27 protein-coding genes and 1 pseudogene are annotated in these 25779 nt (G+C 59.9%); 17 read left to right on the top strand and 11 right to left on the bottom strand.

Annotated elements, in window-relative coordinates:
• Together AC0Z4S_RS22585 and AC0Z4S_RS22580 are read right to left on the bottom strand one after the other, a co-directional pair.
• Window positions 1-317, bottom strand: a 317-nt coding sequence (locus tag AC0Z4S_RS22585; RefSeq protein ID WP_485624662.1) for a hypothetical protein, incomplete at its 3' end; no start/stop codon positions are given.
• Between the two features lie 124 nt (window positions 318-441).
• Window positions 442-1011 carry a chorismate mutase gene (locus tag AC0Z4S_RS22580; protein ID WP_485624661.1) on the bottom strand — a complete coding sequence of 190 codons (570 nt, stop codon included), beginning with the start codon at window positions 1009-1011 and terminating at the stop codon, window positions 442-444.
• 197 nt (window positions 1012-1208) lie between these two features.
• Between AC0Z4S_RS22580 and AC0Z4S_RS22575 the strand changes: the two genes are divergently transcribed.
• The 4 genes from AC0Z4S_RS22575 to AC0Z4S_RS22560 all read left to right on the top strand — a co-directional run bounded on the left by AC0Z4S_RS22575 (window position 1209) and on the right by AC0Z4S_RS22560 (window position 5083).
• Window positions 1209-2567, top strand: a complete 1359-nt coding sequence (locus AC0Z4S_RS22575) for an MATE family efflux transporter (protein ID WP_485624660.1) — start codon at window positions 1209-1211, stop codon at window positions 2565-2567.
• Window positions 2568-2661: 94 nt separating this feature from the next.
• The gene (locus AC0Z4S_RS22570) at window positions 2662-3687 is read left to right on the top strand and encodes an acyltransferase family protein (protein WP_485624659.1); all 1026 of its coding nucleotides are present in this window, start codon (window positions 2662-2664) and stop codon (window positions 3685-3687) included.
• 62 nt (window positions 3688-3749) lie between these two features.
• A complete protein-coding gene (locus AC0Z4S_RS22565) occupies window positions 3750-4307 on the top strand; it encodes a YceI family protein (protein WP_485624658.1) in 558 nt (185 codons plus the stop codon).
• An 89-nt stretch (window positions 4308-4396) separates the two neighbouring features.
• On the top strand, window positions 4397-5083 hold the full coding sequence (locus AC0Z4S_RS22560; RefSeq protein ID WP_485624657.1) for a GNAT family N-acetyltransferase: 687 nt from the start codon (window positions 4397-4399) through the stop codon (window positions 5081-5083).
• 62 nt (window positions 5084-5145) lie between these two features.
• On the opposite strand, the gene AC0Z4S_RS22555 is transcribed toward AC0Z4S_RS22560, so the two are convergent.
• Entirely contained in the window at window positions 5146-5586 is a 441-nt protein-coding gene (locus AC0Z4S_RS22555; protein WP_485624656.1) for a hotdog fold domain-containing protein, read from the bottom strand.
• 160 nt (window positions 5587-5746) lie between these two features.
• Between AC0Z4S_RS22555 and AC0Z4S_RS22550 the strand changes: the two genes are divergently transcribed.
• Window positions 5747-6367, top strand: a complete 621-nt coding sequence (locus tag AC0Z4S_RS22550) for a TetR/AcrR family transcriptional regulator (RefSeq protein WP_485624655.1) — start codon at window positions 5747-5749, stop codon at window positions 6365-6367.
• A 118-nt stretch (window positions 6368-6485) separates the two neighbouring features.
• On the opposite strand, the gene AC0Z4S_RS22545 is transcribed toward AC0Z4S_RS22550, so the two are convergent.
• Entirely contained in the window at window positions 6486-7427 is a 942-nt protein-coding gene (locus AC0Z4S_RS22545; RefSeq protein ID WP_485624654.1) for a class I SAM-dependent methyltransferase, read from the bottom strand.
• A 200-nt stretch (window positions 7428-7627) separates the two neighbouring features.
• Here AC0Z4S_RS22545 and AC0Z4S_RS22540 point away from each other — a divergent pair, with 200 nt between their 5' ends.
• The 4 genes from AC0Z4S_RS22540 (at window position 7628) to AC0Z4S_RS22525 (ending at window position 10353) form a co-directional block, all read left to right on the top strand.
• The gene (locus tag AC0Z4S_RS22540) at window positions 7628-8047 is read left to right on the top strand and encodes a response regulator (protein ID WP_485624653.1); all 420 of its coding nucleotides are present in this window, start codon (window positions 7628-7630) and stop codon (window positions 8045-8047) included.
• A gap of 57 nt (window positions 8048-8104) precedes the next feature.
• Complete coding sequence (locus tag AC0Z4S_RS22535) at window positions 8105-8773, top strand: HAD-IA family hydrolase (protein WP_485624652.1); 669 nt, start codon at window positions 8105-8107, stop codon at window positions 8771-8773.
• A gap of 351 nt (window positions 8774-9124) precedes the next feature.
• On the top strand, window positions 9125-9922 hold the full coding sequence (locus tag AC0Z4S_RS22530; protein WP_485624651.1) for an SDR family NAD(P)-dependent oxidoreductase: 798 nt from the start codon (window positions 9125-9127) through the stop codon (window positions 9920-9922).
• Between the two features lie 20 nt (window positions 9923-9942).
• On the top strand, window positions 9943-10353 hold the full coding sequence (locus AC0Z4S_RS22525) for an SRPBCC family protein (RefSeq protein ID WP_485624650.1): 411 nt from the start codon (window positions 9943-9945) through the stop codon (window positions 10351-10353).
• Between the two features lie 142 nt (window positions 10354-10495).
• Here AC0Z4S_RS22525 and AC0Z4S_RS22520 read toward each other — a convergent pair whose 3' ends face one another.
• A complete protein-coding gene (locus AC0Z4S_RS22520; RefSeq protein WP_485624649.1) occupies window positions 10496-11890 on the bottom strand; it encodes a sensor histidine kinase in 1395 nt (464 codons plus the stop codon).
• The gene (locus AC0Z4S_RS22515; protein ID WP_039762250.1) at window positions 11868-12551 is read right to left on the bottom strand and encodes a response regulator transcription factor; all 684 of its coding nucleotides are present in this window, start codon (window positions 12549-12551) and stop codon (window positions 11868-11870) included. The genes AC0Z4S_RS22520 and AC0Z4S_RS22515 overlap by 23 nt, the downstream gene beginning before the upstream one ends.
• Window positions 12552-12729: 178 nt before the next feature.
• On the opposite strand from AC0Z4S_RS22515, the gene AC0Z4S_RS22510 reads away from it, so the two are divergent.
• Both AC0Z4S_RS22510 and AC0Z4S_RS22505 read left to right on the top strand, forming a co-directional pair.
• Window positions 12730-13053 (top strand): YdcA family protein, encoded by a 324-nt coding sequence (locus AC0Z4S_RS22510; protein ID WP_485624664.1) that lies wholly within the window; start codon window positions 12730-12732, stop codon window positions 13051-13053.
• Between the two features lie 189 nt (window positions 13054-13242).
• Entirely contained in the window at window positions 13243-14172 is a 930-nt protein-coding gene (locus tag AC0Z4S_RS22505; RefSeq protein WP_485624648.1) for a hypothetical protein, read from the top strand.
• A gap of 179 nt (window positions 14173-14351) precedes the next feature.
• Here AC0Z4S_RS22505 and AC0Z4S_RS22500 read toward each other — a convergent pair.
• Together AC0Z4S_RS22500 and AC0Z4S_RS22495 are read right to left on the bottom strand one after the other, a co-directional pair.
• Window positions 14352-14597 (bottom strand): annotated as a pseudogene (locus tag AC0Z4S_RS22500) (DUF6124 family protein); the annotation flags it as partial.
• Between the two features lie 125 nt (window positions 14598-14722).
• Complete coding sequence (locus tag AC0Z4S_RS22495; RefSeq protein WP_122700595.1) at window positions 14723-15088, bottom strand: DUF6124 family protein; 366 nt, start codon at window positions 15086-15088, stop codon at window positions 14723-14725.
• Window positions 15089-15579: 491 nt separating this feature from the next.
• On the opposite strand from AC0Z4S_RS22495, the gene AC0Z4S_RS22490 reads away from it, so the two are divergent.
• The 4 genes from AC0Z4S_RS22490 (at window position 15580) to hcnC (ending at window position 19330) form a co-directional block, all read left to right on the top strand.
• Window positions 15580-16119 (top strand): hypothetical protein, encoded by a 540-nt coding sequence (locus AC0Z4S_RS22490; RefSeq protein ID WP_485624647.1) that lies wholly within the window; start codon window positions 15580-15582, stop codon window positions 16117-16119.
• Window positions 16120-16357: 238 nt separating this feature from the next.
• A complete protein-coding gene (locus AC0Z4S_RS22485) occupies window positions 16358-16672 on the top strand; it encodes a (2Fe-2S)-binding protein (RefSeq protein WP_123442157.1) in 315 nt (104 codons plus the stop codon).
• The gene (hcnB, locus tag AC0Z4S_RS22480) at window positions 16669-18078 is read left to right on the top strand and encodes a cyanide-forming glycine dehydrogenase subunit HcnB (RefSeq protein ID WP_485624646.1); all 1410 of its coding nucleotides are present in this window, start codon (window positions 16669-16671) and stop codon (window positions 18076-18078) included. Before AC0Z4S_RS22485 ends, hcnB begins: the two co-directional genes overlap by 4 nt.
• On the top strand, window positions 18071-19330 hold the full coding sequence (gene hcnC / locus AC0Z4S_RS22475) for a cyanide-forming glycine dehydrogenase subunit HcnC (protein ID WP_485624645.1): 1260 nt from the start codon (window positions 18071-18073) through the stop codon (window positions 19328-19330). The genes hcnB and hcnC overlap by 8 nt, the downstream gene beginning before the upstream one ends.
• Before the next feature lie 112 nt (window positions 19331-19442).
• Here hcnC and AC0Z4S_RS22470 read toward each other — a convergent pair whose 3' ends face one another.
• On the bottom strand, window positions 19443-21251 hold the full coding sequence (locus AC0Z4S_RS22470) for a monovalent cation:proton antiporter-2 (CPA2) family protein (protein WP_485624644.1): 1809 nt from the start codon (window positions 21249-21251) through the stop codon (window positions 19443-19445).
• A 261-nt stretch (window positions 21252-21512) separates the two neighbouring features.
• Here AC0Z4S_RS22470 and AC0Z4S_RS22465 point away from each other — a divergent pair, with 261 nt between their 5' ends.
• The gene (locus tag AC0Z4S_RS22465) at window positions 21513-22427 is read left to right on the top strand and encodes a LysR family transcriptional regulator (protein ID WP_485624643.1); all 915 of its coding nucleotides are present in this window, start codon (window positions 21513-21515) and stop codon (window positions 22425-22427) included.
• On the opposite strand, the gene AC0Z4S_RS22460 is transcribed toward AC0Z4S_RS22465, so the two are convergent.
• Both AC0Z4S_RS22460 and tcuC read right to left on the bottom strand, forming a co-directional pair.
• Complete coding sequence (locus tag AC0Z4S_RS22460; protein ID WP_042609273.1) at window positions 22417-23187, bottom strand: substrate-binding domain-containing protein; 771 nt, start codon at window positions 23185-23187, stop codon at window positions 22417-22419. The genes AC0Z4S_RS22465 and AC0Z4S_RS22460 overlap by 11 nt on opposite strands.
• Before the next feature lie 13 nt (window positions 23188-23200).
• Entirely contained in the window at window positions 23201-24493 is a 1293-nt protein-coding gene (tcuC, locus tag AC0Z4S_RS22455; protein WP_016775219.1) for an MFS transporter, read from the bottom strand.
• Window positions 24494-25464: 971 nt separating this feature from the next.
• On the opposite strand from tcuC, the gene AC0Z4S_RS22450 reads away from it, so the two are divergent.
• Window positions 25465-25773 (top strand): RcnB family protein, encoded by a 309-nt coding sequence (locus AC0Z4S_RS22450; RefSeq protein WP_485624642.1) that lies wholly within the window; start codon window positions 25465-25467, stop codon window positions 25771-25773.
• Window positions 25774-25779: the final 6 nt, after the last annotated feature.

Genomic DNA, 25779 nt, shown 5'->3' with positions numbered 1-25779 from the left:
ACGCGGCGTTCGATCAGACGATCAGAGCCACCTTCGGCAACGCGGCGTTCGATCAGACGATCAGAGCCACCTTCGGCAACGCGGCGTTCGATCAGACGATCAGAGCCACCTTCGGCAACGCGGCGTTCGATCAGACGATCGGAACCACCTTCGGCAACACGGCGTTCGATCAGGCGATCAGAGCCACCCTCAGCCAAGCGGCTTTCGATCAGCTTGTCCGAGCCGCCTTCAGCGACCAGAGTGTGCACGGGCGTTGCGGCAAAAGCGTTAACTGCGAAAACCGAGAATGCGATGCCGAGAAGGGTTTGGCGTTTCATGATCGTGTGCTCCAGAAAGTTGTTTGTTTGTCTGGAGCCGATGTTACGCCGCGCAGTTTTTATGAGAACTTCATTGACGTGATGGTGAACATCGACGCTGATGATGGTTGCCAAGACCTCTGGTTCAGAGCGCTTTGACCCGTACACACAACTCGCCACCGGCACGAATCAGTGCCAGCTCATGCAGCGCATCGGCGGCCAGACCGCTGCGTGCATTGGCCAGCCAGGACGGGCAATTCGGGTCCTGTCGATGGGGCGCGAACTCGGCGTATTGCTGTAACAGGCGTTTTTGCAGCGCATCCAGATGGGGGCGAATCTGTTTGCCCAGATCCGGGCGCGGCGTGTCCGGTGCCGTACCTGCCGCTTGCCATTGCGCGAGCAGACCGTACTGCACCAGTTTGTTCGCCTCCATCTGTGCCGCGATCAGCTGCGCGACATCGTCCGGGTTCAGTTCGTGTTCGGTGGCCAGCGTTCGGGCATCGGCAATGACCTGCGCCTCACGTGGGCTGTCCTGGACCGGCTTGCCGCTGTCCCACTTGGTCAGCGCAACCAGATCGCCGATGTTCAGGCGTTCGTTCAGGGTGGCGAGTAAGGATTTCAATGAATCAGGTGCTGCTGCCGGTGCGGCGGCCTGAGTACAGGCGGCGAACAGAGCGAGGAGGGTACTGACCAGAATATTTGCAACCTTACGCATGAGCCGCGCCTCAATAGTATCTGTCGGAAGAGCTGTGATTTACCACAGCCGCACACTGACACAAAGCGATCTCTGGCATTTACACAAATCCAAAACAGGCAATCAACGCCGATTGGAAATGTTGATTGCACGCTGCACCCAACTCACCGAAGCTATCGTCAATCAGGCCTGCCGCCGTAGAGATGGACCTCCATTCAATGCAAAGCACCACCTTCGCCAAACCCCTTTGGCAAACCTATCTGCTGTTTCTTGCGCCGATGGTGTTGTCCAATTTCCTGCAATCGATGTCCGGCACGGTCAACAGTATTTACATCGGCCAGATGCTCGGCACCCAGGCGTTGGCGGCAGTGTCCGGCATGTTTCCCGTCGTGTTCTTTTTCATTGCACTGGTCATCGGGCTCGGGGCTGGAGCGGGTGTGTTGATCGGTCAGGCGTGGGGCGCACGCGAAACGCACATGGTCAAAGCGATCGCCGGGGCAACGTTGCTGTTGGGTGTATTGATCGGTCTGGTCGCAGCGGTGCTGGGCACTGTGTTCGCGCGGCAGGCACTCACAGGCCTGGGCACCCCGGCAGATGTACTCGACGATGCGGTGGCCTATGCCCACGTGATGTTGTGGATTCTGCCGTCCCTGCTGGTGTTCGTACTGTTCACTCAGTTGCTGCGCGGCGTCAGCGATACGCTGTCGCCGTTGCTGGCGCTGATCGTATCCACCGCCGTGGGGCTGGCGCTGACGCCCGCATTGATTCGCGGCTGGCTGGGCTTGCCGACATTGGGCATTCAGAGCGCGGCATATGCCGGACTCGCCGGTAATCTGGCCGCGATGGCATGGCTGGCATGGCGGCTGATCCGCAAGGGCCACCCGCTGGCACCGGATCGAGAATTCTTCGCCGCGCTTCGGCTGGACCGGGTCATCCTCGGCAAGGTTCTGCGCATCGGCCTGCCAACCGGGGTGCAGATGATCGTGCTGTCGTTATCGGAGCTGGTGATTCTGGCACTGGTCAACCAGCACGGCTCGCAAGCGACAGCGGCGTATGGCGCAGTCACCCAGATCGTCAACTATGTGCAGTTTCCTGCATTGTCGATTGCGATCACGGCATCGATCCTCGGTGCCCAGGCGATCGGCGCCGGACATCTGCAACGCATGGGGCCGATCCTGCGCACCGGGCTGTTGATCAATGTGTGCCTGACCGGTGGCCTGATTGTGCTGGGTTATCTGCTCTCGCACTGGTTGCTGGGCCTGTTCCTGACCGAAGACCCGACTCGCGCGATGGCCGAGCATCTGCTGCACATCATGCTCTGGAGCCTGTTGGTCTTCGGCTTCCAGGCCATCATCGGCGGGATCATGCGCGCCAGCGGCACGGTGCTGGTGCCGGTGATCATTTCAATTATTTGCGTGGTCGGCGTGCAATTGCCGGCGGCGTATTGGCTGGACGGGCAGTTTGGCCTGCAGGGCGTATGGATGGCGTTTCCGGTTGCCTATCTGGGGATGCTGGTTTTGCAGACGCTGTATTACAAACTCGTCTGGAAGAATCAGAAGATCGAGCGATTGCTGTAGGCGCAGCTATTGCGGGTGAACATTTTTCTGTTCTCCCGCACAAAAGCGTCGTAGCGTATGCGCCCACAACTATAAGGACATTACGAGGGTGTAAGTGGGAGCTTTTCGACTGCTGTTGGCCGTGCTGGTCGCTGTATCTCACATGGGCAAAACGTTCGCAGGACTTAATCCTGGCGTGATCGCCGTTATTTCCTTCCTGATCATCAGTGGATTCGTGATGGCCTCGCTCATCGAGCGAAACTACAGTGAGCCAAAAAAGATCAGTCTGTTCTATGTCGACAGGGCGCTGAGGCTGTATCCGCAATTTCTGGTGTACTTCGTTGCTTCCTGTCTGGTGATCCATTTTCTGTTGCCCGGCACGCCCCAAGCGGCTGAGCTGACATGGCGAACCCTGTCGTCCAGCGTACTCATGCTGCCGCTCGGCTATTACATGTTCGGCGTTGGCGGAACCGAGATCCTGCCACCCGGCTGGTCGCTCGGGCTGGAAATGAGTTTCTATCTGCTGATCCCCTTTCTGTTGATTTTCAAGGCGCAGGGTGTCGCCTTTGCTGTCTCGGTCGGGATTTTTTTGCTGGCGTGCCTTGGCTTCATCAATACCGACATCTACGGCTACCGTTTGCTGCCAGGCGTGTTGTTCATCTTCCTGTGCGGCTGCTATCTCTACCAGCGCAACGTCAAAGGAATGGCCATTGTCGCGGGCACTGCCGTGGCGGCGGCGCTGATGTTTGTGGCGATCATGGCAGGGTGGATCGAACGTCGTCCGTTCAACGCCGAGGTCACGCTCGGCATCGCCGTGGGAATCCCACTGGTCTATGTTTTCACCAGACTCAAGTTCAATCGGGTAGACGAGTTCCTTGGCAATATCAGCTACGGCGTGTTCCTCAACCACTTTGTGGCCATGTATTTACTGCGCGGTTTTTGGCCGGTGGCGTATGACGCCAACATTATTGGAGCGGTGCTGGTGTTGTCATTTGCCTGCAGTGGCGTGACCTATTACTGCGTCGAGCGCCCTGCACTGACATTGCGCCACCGTCTGCGCGTGGGGGCGAAGCACGTTTCGGGTCAACCGCACAGCGCCGGGATTATCGAATCTCCAGTGCCTGAGCGTGGAGTGGCATAACGTTCGGTTGTTTGCTTAAGTCAACCAAGGCCCTCGACGGCAGGCGTTGCCCGGAGAACTCCATGTCGATGCGATTATTGCTGCTTGCTGCGTTTTGCCTGTGCGCACCGGCCGTCGCGCAGGCCGCTGAATACACCAGGGTCAATACCACTGCCAGCCAGATCAGCTTCACTTACAACCAGCTGGGCTCGCGAATGTACGGTACCTTCGGCAAGTTCGAGGCTACCCTGGACTTCAATACCGACAATCTCGCCAACGCCCGCACCACGCTGCAGATTGATCTGGGCAGCATCGACGCCGGCAGTGAAGACGCCAATACCGAGCTGGTCAAACCGGCCTGGTTCGACACAGAGAAATATCCGGTCGCCGTGTTCGAATCCAGCCATTTCACCAAAGTGGACGAGCATCGTTATCACGTCGTCGGCCAATTGACCCTCAAGGGCATCACCCGCGACGTCGAGATACCTGTGGAATTGAAACCGGACAACGCCGTTGGCATTTTCGACGGTGAGCTGGTGCTCGAACGCGATGAGTTCGGGCTCGGTGCGGGCGAGTGGGCAGACAGCGTGGTGTCCAAAGACATCAACATCAAATTCAGAGTCGTGGCCCCGCAACAGTGACGAGTTCCATGGAGCCCGGCACGGTATGATGTCGCGGTTCGTCGACGGCTCAGCTCATCGGCAACGTTTTTTACCGCCGGAGTTTGCCCATGCCACGCATCACCCACTACACCTCTCCATGCCCCGAAAGCGTCAACAGCCAGATTCTGCAAATGGTCGTCGACTACCTCACCGACATCAGCGCGGTGGGCCTCGGCCCGAGTAATCTGCTCTACAACGTTTATCAGTACGCGGTCGGTTACGAGATGCATCTGTATCTCGAAGCCCTGAATGGCCAGAAGGGCACCGAGGTGGAATTGCTGGTTGCCACCGGTGATGACGATCCGGAACAGGTCATCGGCTTTCTGTTGTACCTGCCGGTGCAAGGCGATTGGGAGGCGTGCAGCGTCGCGTATATGGCGGTGCGTGAAGGGCATCGGCGTCAGGGGGTGGCGCGGGCGCTGCTCGCGGACATGGTCGGGCGCTATCCGCATGCGGAACTGGCCTGCAGCATCGGCAAGGTGCCGTACTTCGAGGCGTTGGGTTTTGAAGTGATCGGCCAGCGCGAGACGCGGGTGCTGATGAGCACGCGGCATTACCGCAGCAACGGTTTGCGTGGGTTCATTGACACCACGCCGATCTACCGCTCACTGGAAGTGCAGCAGATTCATACCTACCTGCTGCAAAAGAACGGCAAGCGCGCGATGCTCGATGCGGAAAAACAACGCGACCGGCATCTGGACCAGACCAGTCGCCACGTAGAGGAATTCGTCCGCCAGCGCCTGACACTGCACTGATCCGGCCAATTAAAAGCCCTTGCTGCGCATTCCGTAGCAAGGGCTTTTTTGTGCCTGCAATCTCAACCGAGCTTGACGTTCATGGTGATCCGCGCGGTAAAGACCTTTTTGCCCTCGGTATCGTGAATGTCGACGTTGACCACCTTGTCGCCATCGCTTTGCCAATCCACACCTTCGGCGCTGGCCACGGCGGTGACGTCGGTTTTCGCCTTGGCCAGGTATTCCACGGTCATGCCTTTGGGAATCCAGCGTGCCCCGGCCGGGATCGATACGTCGGTCATCATCCCACCGGCCAGTTCCGCCGCGTTGCACATGGCGATCGCATGCACCGTGCCGAGGTGATTGGTGATTTCCTTGCGAAACGGCACCTGCACGGTGGCGGCATTCGGGCGCAATTCGCTGATCAGCGGATTGATGCTGCTGAAGTAGGGGGCGAACTGGCAGGCCATATTGCTGAAAGCGTCCGGGCCGACGCTGTTGAACATGCTGAGAGATTGACTCATGGGAAGCCTCACTGGGTAGGTTTGCAGAATGATGTTCCGTTACAGAATAATGTTCTGTAACGGAACGGTATTCTGTTAGCGGCAAATCTGTCAACCTAGGCGCGATTTGCTCACGGGCACTTAACGCCTTCTTCAAACCCGTTTTCGGACCTCAAGCAGCATGGACACCGCCGATCTACTGGAACGCAGCTACCCCGGTCGCCGCGCCGAACTCAAACGCGATATTTTTCGCAAGGCCTTGAGCCTGTTCAACGAACAGGGGATCGAGGCAACCACCATCGAGATGATTCGCGCCGAATGCGATACCAGCGTCGGCGCGATCTATCACCATTTCGGCAACAAGGAAGGGCTGGTCGCGGCGCTGTTTTTCACTGCGCTGGAGGATCAGGCGCGTTTGCGTGATGCGTATCTGGACGCGGCCGCTACCACTGAAGAAGGCGTGCAGGCGCTCGTCTTCAGCTATGTCGACTGGGTCGAGCAACAGCCGCAGTGGGCGCGATTCCAGTACCACGCCCGGTTCGCCGTGACCAAAGGCCCGTTCAAGGACGAACTGGCCGAGCGCAACAAGACGCGCAGTCTGCGTCTGCGCCAATGGCTGGCGGAATCGGGTCGCGCTGGCGAGCTTCAGGACTTGCCTGCGGAACTGCTGCCATCGCTGATCATCGGCCAAGCGGACAGCTATTGCCGGGCCTGGCTGGCAGGGCGGGTTAAAGGCAGCCCGAAGGCCTATCGCGAAATGCTTGCGCAGGCGGCATGGCGGTCGATCCGCGCTGAAAGCTGATTTGTACGAACAACTGTGGGAGCGAGCCTGCTCGCGAAAGCGGTGTATCAGCCAGCAAATTGTTATCTGACCCTGCACTTTCGCGAGCAGGCTCGCTCCCACAGGGATTTTCGGTGCGTCAGCTGATGCGCTGGAAAATCAGGGCTTTCAGGCCGCTTTCCGGGTCGATATCCGGAAACTCCGGCGGATTGGCCAGCCGTTGTTCGAAGCGCAGGCTCGGCGCTTCCAGGGTGACGCCATCAATCAGGAAGTCCGAACCGAACGACGGATCGTTCATGCACGCCAATACCGTGCCTTGCGCGGTCAGCAGTTCCGGCAAGCGGCGCAATACGCGCTGATAGTCCTTGGTCAGCAGAAAACTGCCCTTCTGGAACGACGGCGGGTCGATGATCACCAGATCGTAGGGGCCGCTGTTGATCACCTTGCCCCAGGATTTGAACAGGTCGTGACCGAGGAAACTGACCTTGCTCAGGTCGTGGCCGTTCAGACGATGATTGTCGCGACCACGGCTCAGGGCGGCCCGGGACATATCCAGATTGACCACATGGCTGGCGCCGCCCTCGATTGCTGCTACGGAAAAGCCGCAGGTGTAGGCGAACAGGTTCAATACCCGCTTGCCCGCTGCCTGTTCGCGCACCCAGTTGCGGCCGTAACGCATGTCGAGAAACAGACCGGTGTTCTGCTTGCGGCCGAGGTCGACGCGGTACTGCAAGCCACCTTCGACGATGGTCATTTCCTCGATTTCCTCGCCGATCAGCCACTCCGCTGTGCTTTGCGGCAGGTAACGATGCTGGATCAGCAGGGTGTGTGCGCCGGACTGCTGCCATTCGCGCGAGGCGGCGAGTTGCAACAGTGAATCCCTCAGATGTTGCAATTGCTCAGGCGCCGGCTCCTTGAACAGCGACACCAGCACCACGCCCTGCAGCCAATCCACGGTCAGCTGTTCCAGCCCCGGCCAGCAGCGCCCGCGGCCATGAAACAAACGGCGGGTTTCGCTGGGTGCCGCTGCCAGCGCGGGCAGCAAATGGGCGTGGAGGGTGGCGAGGGCTTCAGGGTTCATGGATTACGGTTCGGCCTTTCAAAGGGCCGGCATTTTAACCACAAATGAGGGTTACAGACGGCCGCTGCACTTCGAAAAACAACACCTTGGCGAAATCTGCTGTATCAAAAATGAATTTCTACAACACGCGCTGCTCATACCAGATAAGCAGCGGATTCAAAACCGCTATTCAAAAAATGTAATTCGGGGGAGTGCTGTTCATGTGCCCTACACCTACGTCGAGCGCGCACCTTCCTGGCGGGTTGATTCTGGTTGTCGAGGACGATCCGTTGATTCTGGAGTTTCTCTGCGAAATTCTCCAGGAGGAAGGGTTCAAGGTCGAACCGCAAACCAGCGCTGACGCCGCCTCACTGTATCTGGAGGAACACGCGGCGAACGTCGCGTTATTGCTGACCGACATCACCATGCCCGGCACGCTCAACGGCGCCGACCTGGCGAATCTGGTCGGCGATCGCTGGCCGGAAAAACCGGTGATGGTGATGTCCGGCTATGAAACGCCGGAGACCTCCGGGGTCAAGCATTCGGTGGCGTTCATCAAGAAGCCGTGGGCGATCGGTCAGTTGCTCGACTGTGTGGAAAATGCGTTCAAATCCAAGGCTCCGCATCCGCAGCTGCATTGACAAGTGCTACATTGCCGGGCCTGTCTGCCCCGGCCATCTGTCAGAGGATTTGTTCTTTTGTCTGCACAAGCATCGGTTTTTGATCGCGCATTCGCCGCGTTCCTGTTCGACATGGACGGCACCGTCCTCAATTCCATCGCCGCCGCCGAGCGCATCTGGTCAGCGTGGGCGGTGCGCCATGGCGTTGAGGTCGAGACGTTCTTGCCGACCATTCATGGCGCGCGGGCGATCGACACAATCACTCGGCTGAATCTGCCGGGCGTGGATGCCGAGGAACAAGCGGCGTTCATCACCGCTGCGGAAATGGAAGACGTTGAAGGCATTGTCGAAATTCCCGCTGCTGCGGCATTTCTCAACGGTCTGCCAAAAGAGCGCTGGGCGATGGTGACGTCCGCGCCACGGGATCTGGCCCTGCGGCGGATGGCGGCGGCGGGGATTCCCGAGCCGGCGGTGATGATCACGGCGGAAGATGTGAAGGCAGGGAAGCCTGATCCGTCGGGGTATCTGCTGGCGGCGAAAAAGCTGGGGGTCAAGCCGGCTGACTGTCTGATTTTTGAAGACGCGACGGTTGGTATTCAGGCTGCGGAAGCGGCGGGCGCTGCGTTGATGATCATCACTGCTACGCATCAGCATCCGATTGAAACGGCTCACGCGACATTGGCCAGTTACGATGCGATCAGCGTGACGGTCGACAGCGAGGGTTCGCTTCGCCTGACCCAAGTCTGATCAGCTCCCAAAAGCCCCTCACCCTAGCCCTCTCCCGGAGGGAGAGGGGACTGACCGGTGGATATTCAGGTAATACGCCGACGTGAAAGGTCTTCTCTGAATCCATAATCGCTATGGTCCTTCAGGTGGGCGTTGAGTTCAGTACAACTCGGTCGGTTCCCTCTCCCCCGGGAGAGGGCCAGGGTGAGGGGCTACGGTCTGCCAGACGCAGGGATTCCTCGATCAAACGACATCCCCGTCACCGGTCGGCAGCTCAACCGGGCGCGCACTATCGCTACTACGCTGATCCATGCTTCTGAAATCGTCGCCAAAGTCGAGCGCGGTGGAACTCCTTGCCAATGAGGTAAACCCATGAAAATTGATCTGAGTGGAAAACTGGCCATCGTCAGCGGCAGTACCGCCGGCATTGGGCTGGGCATCAGCCAGTCGCTGGCCGAGGCGGGCGCCACGGTGGTGGTGATCGGTCGCGACACGGCCAAGGTCGAGCAGGCGCTGGCGAGTATTCGCCAGGCTGTGCCGAGCGCGCAGCTGCGCGGTTTGACCGCTGATCTGGGCACGGCCGAGGGCGCGGAAAAACTCTTCGCCGCCGAGCCGCGCGCTGACATTCTGGTGAACAACCTCGGCATCTTCAACGACGTCGATTTCTTCGAGACTCCCGACAGCGAGTGGACGCGTTTCTATGAGGTCAACGTGATTTCCGGCGTGCGCCTGGCGCGCCATTACGTGCCGGCGATGGTTGAGCAGGGCTGGGGCCGGGTGATCTTCCTGTCTTCGGAATCCGGGGTCGCAACGCCGGCGGACATGCTCAATTATGGCGTGACCAAAAGTGCCAACCTCGCGGTGTCCCACGGCCTGGCCAAACGTCTGGCTGGCACCGGGGTCACGGTCAATGCGATCCTGCCGGGGCCGACTTTCACCGACGGTCTGCAGGACATGCTCAAAGACGCCGCTGCCGAGTCGGGGCGCGACCTGCGTGAGGAAGCCGACGCCTTTGTGCGCAAGGCCCGTCCGACCTCGATCATCCAGCGCGTGGCGGATGTGTCGGAGGTGGCGCATCTGGTTACCTACATCGCTTCGCCGCTGTCCTCGGCCACCACTGGCGCCGCATTGCGCGTCGATGGCGGTGTGGTCGACAGCCTGACTATCTGAATCCTTGAGAGAGAGGTTTTATGCCAACTGCATCAGCAACCATCGACATCCCGGCCTCGGCCGATCAGGTCTGGCAATTGATCGGCGGCTTCAACACGCTGCCCGACTGGCTGCCGTTGATTACCAGTAGTGAATTGAGCGAAGGCGGGCGCGTGCGCACCCTGCAGACCGCCGACGGCGGCGTGGTGATCGAGCGTCTGCAAACCTTCGACAACGCCGCCAGAACGTACAGTTATTCGATCGAACAGGCACCGTTCCCGGCCAGCGATTACCTGGCGACCATCAAGGTTGAAGCCCAAGGTGAAGGGGCGCGGGTGACGTGGTCGGGACGTTTCAACGCGGTCGGCGTGAGCGATGAAGAAGTGGTGGCGTTGTTCAACGGCATCTATCAGGGCGGGCTCGACGCCCTGCGGGCCAATTACCCAACCTGATTGATTCACAAAGTACGTGTGAAACATGGAGTTTCCTGTGGGAGCGAGCCTGCTCGCGAAGGCGTCAGGCCAGTCAACATTGCTGTGACTGAACCACCGCATTCGCGAGCAGGCTCGCTCCCACAGGGTGGATTGCATTACCTCAGGCCTGGCTGATCAAACTCTGCCGGCAATCCAGCACCAGTTTCGCCCCGCCCAGATCACTGCTGCCGACCTCAAGACTGAAACCGTGCAGGCTGACAATCGCCGCGACAATCGACAGCCCCAGACCAAAACCACTCTGCGGCTGGCCGCCCTCGGTGCGATAAAAGCGCTGGAACACCGCTTCTCGTTCGGTCTCGGGAATCCCCGGCCCTGAATCGTGAACCTCGATCCGCGTCTGCCCGTTCGCATTGACCCCGCGCAACATCACCGTGCCGCCGGGCGGGGTGAATTTGATCGAGTTGCTCAGCAGATTCGCCAACGCTTCGAACAGCAGCGCACGGTCGCCATTGAGCGGCGGCAGCGTTTCCGGCATGTTCAACTGGAACCGCAGATCGCCTTCCTCGGCCAGCGGCAAATAGAATTCGTGCAACTCTTCCAGCAAACGCACCGGATCGAGTTCAACAAAGCCCGAGCGACGCTGGCGATCTTCCAGCTCGGAAATCCGCAGCAATCCGCGAAACCGCGCCATCAGCGTGTCCGCCTCAGCCAGAACCAGATCCAGTTGCGCCGCTTCTTGCGAACCTTCACCCGCCTGTTGCTGCATGCGATACAACTGCGCGCGCAGGCGGGTCAGCGGCGTGCGCAAATCGTGGGCGATGTTGTCGCAGACGCCTTTGACCTCGTTCATCAAGCGCTCGATGCGCTCAAGCATGGCGTTGACGATGGCGGCGAGCATGTCCAGTTCGTCGCGGCGATTGGACAGCGGCAAGCGGTGCGTCAGGTCGCCGGCAACGATGGCCTGCGCGCTGTTCTGGATCGCGCGGATGCGCTGCAGCGGTCGACGCCGCAGCAGATGCCAACCGGCGACCCCGGGAATAATCGTCAGCGAGACGCCCCAGAACAACGCGTGCAAAATGATCCGCGTCACCGCGAACAACGAGCCGTTGTCGCGCAGCAACACCAGCCAGCGTCCGTCACGGGTTTGCGTCGCTACGGCATCGCAGCTGTCGCTGGGCAGGGTCGGATCGTCGGAATCGACACACTCGGCGAGCATGTGGATCTTGCCATCCAGCGGCAGATCTTCGGGGATTTGCTGCAGCGCACCGCCGAGATAAGTGCCCTGCGCGTCGAACAGGCCGTAGGCGTCGATGCCGCGAATATCAAAGGTCATGCTGGCGGCGAGGGCGTCTTCCAGTTGCTCGCCGCGAAAGTGCGAGAACAGGTGCTGACGTTGCATCAGCGAATGCTTGGCGAGCTTGTCGAGGTAGCCGGAAACCTCGTAATACATGACCCCCATGAGGATCGCGCTCCACGCCACGAACAGCGAGCTGTACAGCGCCAGCAAGCGACTGCTGGAGGAGCGCCAGCCGTCAGACGGGTTCGGCAATGACATAGCCCGAGCCCCGTACCGTGCGGATCAGCGGAACATTGCCCGCGGCGTCGATCTTCTTGCGCAGACGGCCGATATGCACGTCGATGAGGTTGGTGCCCGGGTCGAAGTGATAACCCCAGACCTCTTCGAAAATCATCATCCGCGAAAGAATCTGGCCGCTGTTGCGCATCAGAAATTCCAGCAATTTGTATTCGGTTGGCAGCAGCGTCAGCACCTGTCCGGCGCGGCGGGCCTCGTGGCTGATCAGGTCGAGCTCAAGGTCGGCGACTTTTAGCGTGGTTGCCTGGGTGGCGACGCTGTTCTGCCGGCGCAGCAAAACCTCAACCCGCGCGGCCATTTCATCGGTGGCGAACGGCTTGGTGAGGTAGTCATCGCCACCGGCACGCAAACCGCGCACGCGCTCGTCGACATCGGAGAGGGCGCTGATCATCAGAATCGGCGTCGCCACGCCCATGGTGCGCAACGTGGTGACAATGGCCAGGCCATCGAGCTCCGGCAACATGCGGTCGAGGGTGATCAGGTCGTAATTGCCGCTGACGGCGCGGTCGAGGCCTTCGCGGCCATTGTCGACCCAGTCGACGTCCAGCCCGTGGCTGCTCAGTTCGGCAACGATTTCCCGCGCGGTCACGGCGTCGTCTTCGATGGTCAAGATACGAGTCATAGGCAGGCCTGCTGATCGGTTCAAACGGAATGGCAGCATTTTGCCAAGAATTTACCGTGACGCTTTAAATTAACTTTCATGTTGCAGCTGCCATTCGCCGGGACAGGCGCTGTGATTGTCGGAAGATTGATATCATCTGGCCATAAAGTCCAACAGGAGTGGCGCTGTGATTACATTGATTAGCCGTGTGTGGAAGCCAATAGTCCTGCTTTTGCTGCTTTTTACCGGCGCCCTCGCTCAAGCTGCAAATACACCTTGTTCCGGCAAAAAGGGCGGGATTGATCGTTGCGATGGCGATCTGTTTCTGTGCAATGACGGCTCTATCAGCGGTTCGAAGAAGAGCTGCGCGGCAATGTTCGGTGGGCGCGAACAGGTGCGCCCGCAAAACTTCCTGAATAACGACGATGGCTGCGCCTGTGGAACCAGTTCGTTTTGCACAGGACCCCGTGGTGGGGTGTATTGCCTGACGCCCAGCGGGAAAAAGAGCTACAAGCGAAAATGATCGACCAAGCCAATGCATAAAACCCGCTGTATTTCGGCAGGTGTTGCAATTTGCAACGTTTTCAGAAGTTCATCTTTTATAAAGCATTGAAAAAGAAGGGTTTATTTAGATGTTGTAACTGGCACGGTCACTGCAATTCCTCACTTGACGAGTTGTAACACCATTTTTCATGCCTGGAGCAGCACAACAATGAACAAATCCCCTGATGGCTATTATCCTGCCGTGGAAGAGTCGAGCAGTGTCTCAGGCGTGTCCTGGGGCGCGATCTTCGCGGGTGCAGCGGCTGCCGCAGCACTGTCGATGATTTTGGTACTGCTCGGCTTCGGCCTGGGCTTTTCGGCTGTTTCACCGTGGGCCGGAGAGGGTGTCAGCGCCAAAGGCCTGGGCATTTCGACGATTGTCTGGCTGGCGGTGACGCAGATCATTGCTTCCGGCATGGGCGGCTACATTGCCGGCCGTCTGCGCGTGAAGTGGGCCAACATGCACGGTGACGAAGTCTACTTCCGCGACACCGCCCACGGCTTCCTCGCCTGGTGCGTCGCAACACTGGTCACCGCTGTGCTGGTGGTCGGTTCGGTGAGTAGCGTCGTCAGTGGTGGTGTGCAGGCTGGTGCCAATGTCGTCGGCGGTGCTGCCGGTGCGATGAGCCAGGCCGCCGGCTCCGCTGCTGCCAACACTGACAGCGATCAGTACGGCTACTTCGTCGACAGCCTGTTCCGCGATGATCGTCCTGCCGCCGTCAGCGATGACGCCGCACGCGGCACCGTGACCCGCATCTTCGCCCAGAGCCTGGCCAACGGTCAGCTCAGCGCCGAGGACCGCACCTACCTCGCACAACTGGTGTCGCAACGTACCAACCTGAGCCAGGCCGATGCCGAACGTCGTGTCGACGAAATCTACGCCAACACCCAGAAAGCCATCGCTGACGCGAAACTGAAAGCTCAGCAAGCGGCCGATACCGCCGCGAAAGTCGCTGCCTACACCTCGCTGTGGATGTTCGTCGCGCTGCTGGCCGGTGCGTTCTTCGCCAGCCTCGCAGCCACCTTCGGCGGTCGTCGTCGTGATGCGGTCGAGTACGTCGAAGTCGACACCTACACCACTACCACTCCGGTTCGTTAAAAAGGAGAGTCACCATGCGCTCATTACTGCTGTTCTTCCTCGGCGTGCCGATCCCGATCATCATCCTGATCGCCCTGTTCGTACACTGATCCCTCTGAGGCAGGATGCCTCTGCCGCTTTCATCTTCGGGTGAAAGCGGCTTTTTTGCTTTTTGGAACTGCAAACGCAAGCGCGGCGAATTACTCGGTCGGCACGACGTTATCCAGCGCTTTGTTCACGGCCAATTCTCCCAACATGACCACTTGCGCAATGCCCAACAGGGTATTGCGCCGTGAGCCTTCGAGCATCCCGGCAAAATCACCGAGCATCACCGTGGCGGACGCCAGGGATTCGCACGCGTTGACCAGCAACGATTCGGTGTCGGATTGCGGGTTGACCATGAACAGAGTATTGGGGCTGTACGGCGTGGCGTTGATCCTGCCCGGCGGATTGGATGGTGTCTGTGACATCAGCTGAAACTCCGATGAGAGCAACTTGGTGAGAGAGAACGCTACGGGGTGACGTGCACGCTGGCAGTGAGGGAGCACGCCCCCTCATGCCTCGGTTGTGGCTAGTTCGACACGCGTCGGCTGTCGAGCACGCGATTGACGATCAGCTCACTCAGCATGATCACCTGCTGCAACATCAGCAGCGAACGGCGCTGTGCAGGCTCTATGACAGTGCTTATTTCGCGGGCCATGTCGTTCGCTGCCGCCAGCGATTCACAGGCTTCCACGAGCAGCGTTTCGTCGTCCACAGTTGGGTCTACGAGAAAGATCCTGCCCGGTTGGCGATTGGGAATCGTAGTCTTCAAGGTTTGAGGATCGAGATAAAAGTTGATGGCGCGAGCGGCCGCGTCTTTTATGCGCTGAGGCTCCAAAGCAGGGTCGTACGGGATCGAATCGGCTTCTGGCGGGTTTGGCGTTACTTTGAACATGGTTGACTCTCTATCTTGAAGGAATGAAGAGCCGTCACTATCGCTACCAAACGAAGGGTGGCGGCCACGCGCGGGTTGGTAGACCGGTCAAGATAGTTAACCCCGGCGCTCACGAATGAGCCCCACGCATGGTCACCATAAAGAGCTGAGCCTCAAAAGAGGGGCCGCTTAAAGGGACGCCATACAACTATCAAGAAACGGGCTACCAAACCCGATCACTGTTTTGCAGTGACAGGGAAACGATATAGCCCTACCGATAGCCGTGTAAGCCGGCGGATTCTGATGCACCCGTAGGCAGCGACGCAAGGCGTTGTAAGTCCGATGCGGTAACAGTGCGTGTGATTTAAACATGATCGACAAATTGTGTTTATCCACTGCGTAAGGGCCGGCATGCCTGAGCCTTTTGCTTTCGGCAACTCAACAAGGCGACAATCGGTTCCCGAAGTGCCCTTGCTTCACTCCCCCGATTTTTTTAATTAAGGAAGAACACGTTGGACAAAAAGGAAATCAAACGCCAGGTCGCCGAAATGCTCGATGCCGGGCGCTCGAAAACCGAAACTTTCAAGGCCTTCTCCGGTGGTGCGCTGAAAGACAAGGCACTGGCGTACTTGATCGGCTCGCGTCCCGATGCGGATCTGCTCGAACGCCACGCCGGCAAGATCAAGATCCTTCTCGGACTGACTTACGTCCAGGCCCTGATCGGTCTGGTGGGCGGCTATCTCCTGGGGCTGACCATCAGCACCGGTTTCGCCATCGGACTTGGTTTGTTCGCCGGTGGCGTGCCTTTGCTCTTTGCCTGGGGTTTTTATCGCAACGCGGCTCACGCTTACACGGTGTACGTGGTGCTCTCGATCAGTCAGGTGCCGCGCATGTTCAAAGAATACGGAGATGACCCGACCGGTACGGTGATCGGCGTGGCAATCACGCTGGCAATGATTTTCTACGTCGCGTGGTTGAAGAACCTGCTGTTCCCCGACCTCGGTTTCTTCGATGCGAAGAAAATCAAAGGCCAATTCGTCTTTTCCAACTGATCGCTTTCCATCCCGCCAATTTCACTGGCCTGGATCAATAGTTCGCCTGGCGATATCGCCTACCGTAAATGATTCAGGCCTTTGCTGAGGTATGAGCTACAGTGCTTGTCGCGCACCTTGTTGCGCTGACGAAGTATCCGCGTCGACGTTGAAAACACGGCAATAAAAGCGTCGACGAGGCGTAGTGCAGCAAGGAGCTGACACAACCTCAACTGAATCTTCACGGACGAACACCGTAATGAACTGCCTAGAAAGAACCTTCGATATCCAGCCCTTGGTGCAGGCGGACATGACCGTGCACATCAACGGCCAAGCGGTCAGTGCTGCCATCGGCGAAACCGTTCTCAGCGTCATCCAGTCCCTCGGCGTGCGTCAGATCGCACGCAACGATCACGATCAGATCAGCGGTGCCTATTGCGGCATGGGCGTTTGCCAGTGCTGTCTGGTGAAAATCAACGGTCGCCACAAGCGCCGCGCCTGTCAGACCGTGGTGCGTGACGGCATGCTGATTGAAACCCGGGTCAACCGCGTCGTCGCGCAGGAGGTCGTATGAGCCTGCAACCGCTGATCGTCGGCGGCGGGCCGGCGGGGATGGCGGCAGCCATCGAGCTGGCGCGCCATGGGGTGCGCTGCACCTTGCTCGAAGAGGCCTCGCGCCTCGGTGGGGTGGTGTATCGCGGGCCGTTGCGCGATGGCGTGCAACTGGATTATCTCGGGCCGCGTTATGCCGAAGCGCTGGGCAAACTGCACGGTGAATTTGAGCAGCAGTCGGGCCTGATCGACGTGCGCCTCAACCATCGCGTGGTCGGCGCCGAAGGCACTCGCGCAGTGGTGGTGCTTGACGGCGATGAACAACTGCATGAGATCGCTTATCCGCAACTACTGCTGGCCGCTGGTTGCCATGAACGCAGCGTGCCGTTTCCCGGCTGGACGTTGCCGGGAGTGATTCTGCTCGGTGGTCTGCAATTGCAGATCAAGAGCGGCGTGGTCAAGCCGCAAGGGCCCGTAATCATCGCCGGCACCGGGCCGTTGCTTCCGCTGGTGGCGACCCAGTTGCATGCCTCGGGCGTACGCGTCGCCGGTGTGTACGAGGCTTGCGCATTCGGCAAGATCGCCCGCGAGAGTCTGGCGCTGTTGAACAAGCCGCAACTGTTTCTCGACGGCTTGAGCATGCTCGCTTATCTGAAATTACACGGCATTGCGATGAACTATGGCTGGGGCGTGGTGGAAGCCCATGGCGACGGCGAATTGAAAAGCGTCAGCGTCGCGCCGTATTCGTCGACGTGGGAGGCGGATCTGTCGCGGGTCGAGCGCTTCGAAGCGCAGACGCTGGCGGTAGGTTACGGTTTTATTCCACGCACGCAATTGAGCCAGCAGATGGGCCTCGATCATGGCTTCAGCGACGACGGCTACCTGCGTGCCCACGCCGATGTCTGGCAGCAAAGCAGCGAGCCGCACGTGCATCTGGCTGGCGACATGGGCGGGATCCGCGGCGGTGAAGCAGCGATGCTGGCCGGCAAGATCGCCGCCACTTCCATCCTGCTGCAACGCGGCGTGCTCGACGCCGAACTGGCCCGGGTGCGCCGCGATCGTTACGCGAGCAAGCTCAGAGCCATCGTGCGCTTCCGCGCTGCAGTGGATCGCTACACCGAGCGCGGCGTCGGCCAGATTGCATTGCCTGCGGCCGACACGGTGATTTGCCGCTGCGAACACGCAACCCGCGCCGACATCGATCTGGCGCTGGAGCAGGGCGTGCAAGACATCGCCAGCCTGAAAATGCGCACCCGCGTGAGCATGGGCGATTGCCAGGGTCGGATGTGCGTCGGCTATTGCAGCGATCGCCTGCGCCAAGCCACCGGACGTCAGGATGTCGGCTGGCTGCGCCCGCGCTTTCCGATTGATCCTGTGCCGTTTTCGGCGTTCCAGTCCTTTGGCGCGGAGGGCGCTTGTCATGAGTAAGTTCTACGACGTGGTCATTGCCGGTGGCGGCGTGATCGGCGCGTCCTGCGCCTACCAATTGTCCAAGCGCAAAGATCTGAAAGTTGCGCTGATCGACGCCAAGCGCCCCGGCAATGCGACGCGGGCTTCGGCTGGGGGTTTATGGGCGATTGGCGAATCGGTCGGCCTCGGCTGCGGGGTGATTTTCTTTCGCATGATGTCGGCCAACCGCAAGCGCGAAACCCAGGGCGCGGCGGTAGCGGTGGACGCCAGTACGCCGCATATCCTGCCGGCGTCGTTTTTCGATTTTGCCTTGCAGTCCAACGCGCTTTACCCGGCGCTGCACCGTGAGCTGAAAGACAAACACGGCATGGATTGCAAGTTCGAAAAGACCGGGTTGAAGTTCGTGATCTATGACGACGAAGACCGGCTCTACGCCGAGCACATCGTCGGCTGCATTCCGCATCTGGCCGATCAGGTGCGCTGGCTCGATCAGGCGGCGTTGCGTGCGGCGGAGCCGAGCGTCAGCCATGAAGCGCGCGGGGCGCTGGAGTTTCTCTGCGATCATCAGGTCAGTCCGTTCCGCCTCGCTGACGCTTATATGGAAGGTGCGCGGCAGAACGGCGTCGACATCTTCGTCAATACCAACGTCACCGGCGTGCTGCATCACGGCACTCGCGTCACCGGTGTGCAGACAGCGGAGGCGGGGGTGTTTCACTGCAAGACGCTGATTAACGCTGCCGGCGCGTGGGCGGCGGATTTGAGCGAGTGGGCGACGGGAATTCGTATTCCGGTGAAACCGGTGAAAGGCCAGATCCTGTTGACCGAGCGCATGCCGAAGATCCTCAACGGCTGCCTGACCACCAGCGATTGCTACGTGGCGCAAAAGGACAACGGCGAAATCCTCATCGGCAGCACCACCGAAGACAAAGGCTTCGACGTCACGACCACATTTCCGGAAATCGCCGGGTTGGTGCAGGGCGCGGTGCGCTGTCTGCCGGAGTTGGCGGACGTCAATCTGAAACGCACCTGGGCAGGACTGCGCCCGGGCTCGCCGGATGAATTGCCGATCCTCGGGCCGATGCGTGGGGTCGAGGGTTATCTGAATGCTTGCGGGCACTTCCGCACCGGGATTCTGACCTCGGCGATTACCGGGGTGTTGCTGGATAAACTGGTGAATGACGAGCCGCTGCCGCTGGATATCACGCCGTTTCTGGCGGATCGGTTTGCGGTTGCGCCGGTCGAGCCAGCACCCGCGCTGGAACTGGCCTGACCCGATCCCCCTGTAGGAGCTGCCGAAGGCTGCGATCTTTTGATTTTGCTCTTGAAAAACAAGATCAAAAGATCGCAGCCTTCGGCAGCTCCTACAGGGGGATTCGCAGGGCTCAGGATTTGCGGGCTTCTTCTTCGAGCTGATCCGATTCGAACAGTTTGGCCAGTTCCGCCCGGGCTTCCTGGGCGGTCTGCAGGACTTTGGCGGCGTCGTCGTAGACGGCGTGTTGCGCCTCCAGTACCTGTTCGTCGTGATGCTTGAAACGCTTGATCCGCGCATCGGCCTGGGCCTGGGTCAGACCGAGGCCGACCAGCGTGCGTCGGCTCATCTCCAGGCTCGAATAATAGGTCTCACGAATCGCTTCCGCGCCGACATCGACCAGGCGATGCACGTGCTGACGGTTACGCGCGCGAGCGATGATTTTCATGTGCGGATACAGCTTGTGCACCACTTCGGCAGTCTTGATGTTGGTCTCCGGATCGTCCGTGGCGATGACGAAATATTCCGCCTCGCCAACCTTTGCCGCGTGGAGGATTTCCGGGCGCATCGGGTCGCCGTAGAACACCGGCACACCGCCGAAGCTGCGCGACAGTTCGATGGTTTCCACTGAGGTGTCCAGCGCGACGAACTTGATGTTCTGCGCGCGCAGAATCCGCGCCACGATCTGCCCCATCCGGCCCATGCCGGCAATCACCACGCGCGGCGCTTCGGTATAGATTTCGCGGAATTTCTCCGGCACCTCCACCGGCTGCACTTTCGGGCTGACCAGACGTGCGCAGATCAACAGCAGCAACGGCGTCAGCGCCATCGACAGGGTGATGGTCAGTACCAGCAAGTCGTACAGACGCGGTTCGAACAGGCCCTGATCGCGGCCGATCTTGAACACCACAAACGCAAACTCACCGCCGGCAGCCAGAACGATGCCGAGTCGAATTGCGCTGATCTTGTTCAATCCTCCTGCCAAACGCCCAACCACGAACAGCAGCGGCAATTTCAGACCGATCAACAGCAGGGTCAGACCCAACACGGCGATCGGCGCGCTCAACAACAGGCTGAGATTGGCGCCCATGCCGACGCTGATGAAAAACAGCCCGAGCAGCAGGCCTTTGAACGGCTCAATCTGCGCTTCCAGCTCGTGGCGATATTCCGAATCCGCCAGCAGCAGACCGGCGAGAAACGCCCCCAGCGCCATCGACACACCGACCAGATCCATCAGCCATGCCGTGCCGATCACCACCAGCAACGCGGTGGCGGTGGAGACTTCCGGCAGACCGGTTTTCGCCACCACGCGGAACACCGGCCGCAGCAGATAACGCCCGCCGATCACCACCACGGCAATACCGCCGAGCACCTGCAAGCTGTGGCGGATGTCGTCGGCGGTGCTGGTGTGATGATCGACGCCAGCGAGCATCGGCACCAGCGCGATCAACGGAATCGCGGCGATGTCCTGGAACAGCAGAATCGCAAACGCCAGCCGCCCGTGGGGACTGGTCAGCTCCTTGCGCTCAGCGAGGCTTTGCAGGCCGAACGCCGTGGACGACAGTGCCAGACCGAGGCCCAGCACAATCGCGCTGTTCAGCGGCTGGCCGAACACCGCCAGTGCCAGCACGCCGATCACCGAAGCGGTCAACAGTACCTGCGCCAGACCGACACCAAACACCGATTTGCGCATCACCCACAAGCGTCGCGGCGACAGCTCCAGGCCGATGATGAACAGCAGCAACACCACGCCCAGCTCGGAAATATGCGCAACGCTTTGCGGATTACCGATCAGGCCCAGCACCGACGGGCCGATGATCACCCCGGCAAACAGATAACCGAGCACAGCGCCCAGTTGCAGACGTTTGGCCAAAGGCACGGTGAGCACCGCCGCGAACAGAAACACGACAGCGGCTTGCAACAGATTGCCTTCATGGGGCATTGAAATGACTCCTGACTACGGGTACGGCGGGGGGCGACAAGGATAAGGGTTGACCTAATTTCAGATCCACCAAAGATCCCTTGTAGGAGCTGCCGAGTGCAACGAGGCTGCGATCTTTTGATCTTGCTTTTACCTTCAGAGAATCAAGATCAAAAGATCGCAGCCTGCGGCAGCTCCTACAGGGGATTTCCGGTGTCGCTGTAATAATTTGCATCAACTGGTTACATTTATAACCCCCGCGCATCAATTTCCGGAAACACCATGGCCATCAACTTCGACCTCAACGACCTGCAAGCCTTTCGTGCGGTGGTCGAGCAGGGCAGTTTTCGCAAGGCTGCCGACACCGTGCGCCTGTCGCAGCCGGCGCTGAGTCGGCGCATCGAAAAGCTCGAAGACGCCCTCGGCGTCAAATTGTTCGAGCGCACCACGCGCAAGGTCAGCCTGACCCAGGCCGGGCGCGGCTTCATGCCCAGTGTCGAACGCTTGCTGGATGATCTCGACATCGCTTTGCTCGGCATCAGCGAAGTCGCCTCGACCCGTCTGGGCCATGTCACCGTCGCCTGCGTGCCCTCGGCGGCGTATTACTTCATGCCTCGCGTGGTCGCGCGTTATCACCAGCAGTTTCCACGGATCAAGGTCAAAGTCCTCGATTCCAGCGCCCACGACGTGTTGAGTGCGGTGGTCAATGGCGAGGCGGATTTCGGCTTGAGTTTTCTCGGCACGCAGGATGCCAAAGTCGAGTTCGAACCGCTTGTGCAGGAGTGCTACGTTGTCGCCTGTCGCCGCGATCATCCGCTGGCCGGGCGCAGCAGCGTCAGTTGGGACGAGTTCTATCAGCAGGATTACATCGCGCTGGACAAGACTTCGGGCAATCGCTTTCTGCTCGATCAGGCCTTGGGCGAGGTGGTGCCGCAGCGTCAGAGCATTTGCGAGACGCGGCACGTGACGACGATGATCGGCCTGGTGGAGGCGGGGTTGGGTGTGGCGGCGGTGCCGTTGATGGCGATGCCCGGGCCGGATCATCCGATCCTGACGCGGGTGCCGCTGACCGAGCCGCAAGTCATGCGCAGTGTCGGCATCATCAAGCGCCGGGATCGCACGTTGACCCCGGCGGCACTGGAACTGGAGCGGCTGGTCGTGGAGATGCGCGTCCAGCCGCCAACGATCAACGCTTGACCGAATCCAGTCCGGTGGCCTGCACGTCAGCCTGAGCGGCCGGTGCAGCGAGGTAGGCGAGCAGGGCTTTGGCCTCTTCCGGATGCTCGGCCTTGACCGGAATACCCGCGGCAAAACGCGTCACCGACTGCACCGATTCCGGAATCTTCGCGACGAAGCTCACGCCCGGTACCGGCAGCAATTCACTGACTTGCTGGAAGCCCAATTGATAGTCGCCCGTGGCAACCACCGAACCGACCGGGATCTTGGCGATCATCTTGGCTTTCGGTTTCAGCTGATCTTCGATGCCGAGTTTTTTGAACAACTGCTGCTCGATATACACGCCGCTGGCGCTGTCGGAGTACGCCACCGACTGCGCGTCGAGCAGGGTTTTCTTCAGGCCGTCGACGCTGCTGATGTCCGGTTTCGCCGCGCCTTCACGCACTACCATGCCGATCCGCGAATCCGCCAGTTCAACGCGCGATGCCGGGTCGACCTTGCCTTGTTTGATCAGCTCATCGAGGGCGTAACCGACCATGATCACCACGTCGGCGTGCTCACCGCGTGCCAGACGATTGGGAATCGCTTCCGGCGCCTTGCCCATTGACGGGCCGAGGCTGGTGGTCAGGGTGTTGCCAGTGGCAGCGGCGAATTTCGGCCCGAGAATCTTGTAAGCGGCAGTGAAGCCACCGGAGGTCATCACGCTCAATTCCTCGGCCTGGGCCGCGAAGTTGAAGGCGAGACCGGCGAGCAGGGCGGTAACAGTAAAGAGTTTTTTCATGGCGAGTATTTCCTCAGGCCGCGACAGGTTGCAGACGACCACCGGCACGGCGGTACAGATAAAGCGTGGCGCACAGCGCGCACAGCGCACCGATGCTCATCCAGTAACCTGGCGCGGCTTTGTCGCCGGTGTACTGGATCAGGAAGGTCGACATCGCCGGGGTGAAACCGCCGAAAATCGCCGTGGCCAGGCTGTATGCCAGGGAGAAACCGGCGACGCGCACTTCCACCGGCATGATTTCGGTCAGCGCCGGAATCATCGCGCCGTTGTACAAGCCGTAGATGAACGACAGCCACAACAGCGACAGCAGCATGTTGGTAAAACTCGGCGCCTGCACCAGGAACGACAGCGCCGGGTAGGTAGTGGCCAAGGCCAGCAGGGCCATGCCGATCAGCACCGGGCGACGGCCGATACGGTCGGACAACGCGCCGCCAATCGGCAGCCAGAAGAAGTTCGACACACCCACCAGCAGCGTCACCAGCAGCGCGTCGGAAGTGCTCAGGTGCAGCACGGTTTTACCGAAAGTTGGCGCGTACACGGTGATCAGGTAGAACGCGGTGGTGGTCAGCGCGACCATCAACATTCCGCCGAGTACCACGCCCCAGTTCTGGCCGAGGGTGCGGAACACTTCGCGCATGCTCGGACGGTGTTTGCGTGCAGCGAATTCTTCGGTTTCCGCCAGGTTGCGGCGCAGGAAAAAGATAAACGGGACGATCATGCAGCCGACGAAAAACGGAATGCGCCAGCCCCACGCGGCCACTGCTTGCGGCTCCATCCACTGGTTCAGACCGTAGCCCAGCGCAGCCGCCACGATGATCGCCACTTGCTGACTCGCCGACTGCCAAGCGGTGAAAAAGCCTTTGCGACCCGGGGTGGCGATCTCGGACAGATACACCGAAACACCACCCAGTTCCGCACCGGCGGAGAAGCCTTGCAGCAGCCGGCCGATCAGCACCAGCGCCGGAGCGAACAAGCCTATGGTTTCGTATCCGGGCACCAGCACAATCAGGATCGTGCCGCTGGCCATGATCGACAGGGTGACGATCAGACCTTTGCGCCGGCCGACGTCATCGATGTACGCGCCGAGCACGATGGCGCCCAGCGGACGCATCAGGAAACCGGCGCCGAATACTGCGAAAGTCATCATCAGGGAGGCGAACTCGCTGCTCGCCGGGAAGAACACTGCCGCGATCTGCGTGGCGTAGAAGCCGAACAGAAAGAAGTCGAACTGTTCGAGAAAGTTGCCCGAGGTCACCCGGAAGATGGCACCGGCTCGCGAGCCGTTGGTTGGGATTGAGGCTGTCATAGAAAAGTACTCCACCGCTTTTATGACGTGCGCTACGGAGAAGCGGCGCACGGTTTTTATTGAGGTGGATGGTGGCGCAGATGTAACAATCTGTTAATTGCATTGTTGGCATGGATTGATGCGCGGGGCGGATCAATCCATTGCTGGAGCGCGGATCAATGTGGGAGCGAGCCTGCTCGCGAAGGCGTTTGGTCAGGCGATGATTTGTTTAGGTCGACCGGGTACATATCGGTTGCTGCGGGTGTTGCTGATTACGGTTCCGCCCTTACGGCGGGTCACCTTTTCCAAACGCCGAAAAGGTAACCGAAAAGGCTTGCTCCTGCGTTCGGCCCTCGCAGGCTCGGGTTCCTTCGCTCCGGGATCGATCCGGGCGCAGCGTCTCCGGTTGGCTTCGCTGCACCTCCTCCCGCTGTGTTCGACTTCGTCGAACGGTCGCTGCGCTCCCACGCCCGGATCAATCCCTCCACTCAGCCTTCCGACGTCGCCCGTGGATCAAGATCAAAAGCACTCGAGCTAACGCTCATTGTTGAGTGGGCGTCTTCGCCGCGAGAAGCTGCGCTGCCTTGCGTTTCTGTGGGAGCGAGCCTGCTCGCGATGGCGGCCTGACAGCCGACCTGATCTAGAGGTTGTGCCCAATCCAACTGTAGGAGCTGCCGAAGGCTGCGATCTTTTGATCTTGCTCCTGCTCCTGCTCCTGCTCTTTGTAGGAGTGAGCCTGCTCGCGATAGCGGTATGTCAGGCGAAAACGATGCCTGCAAGTCGAATGCTATCGCGAGCAGGCTCACTCCTACAGGGACGGAGCTCACGTTAAAAAATGTGGTGCAACACAACCCCGTGTGGGAGCTGGCCTGCCCGCGATGGCGGTCTGATGGACAAAGCCCTCCAACGGCCACCTCCGGCAAAAAACAAGGAATGTTTCCCACGCCGCGCAGTCGGAGTTCAGGTACTACTCATCTGAAAGAGGTTCACCGATGAACAGCAAAACCCTAATCGCCAGCCTGGCCCTCGTTGCGGGCATTGCCGGGATCACGCCCATTGTTCAAGCGGCGGCAACCTCCAGCGATCCCTCAGTGCAATCGCCGACCAGCGACCGCCAACTGAAGGTCAACGATCGCGCGCCGGAAATGTATCAGCGCGAAGACAAGGCGCTGAAGAACTGGAAAGCCAAAGGACTGAAAGCACCGATCGAACAGGCGCAGTGGGTGCAGATCAATGACAAGTACGTGATGGTGATGATCACCAACGGCACGATTGTCGAGATGCAGCCGGTCGAGCGATAGGCCCGG

Source organism: Pseudomonas sp. 1L-B-1-E-C1, from assembly GCF_057291835.1.
Note: the sequence above shows the minus strand (reverse complement) of the source record. Positions and strands in the feature narration are given on the sequence as shown.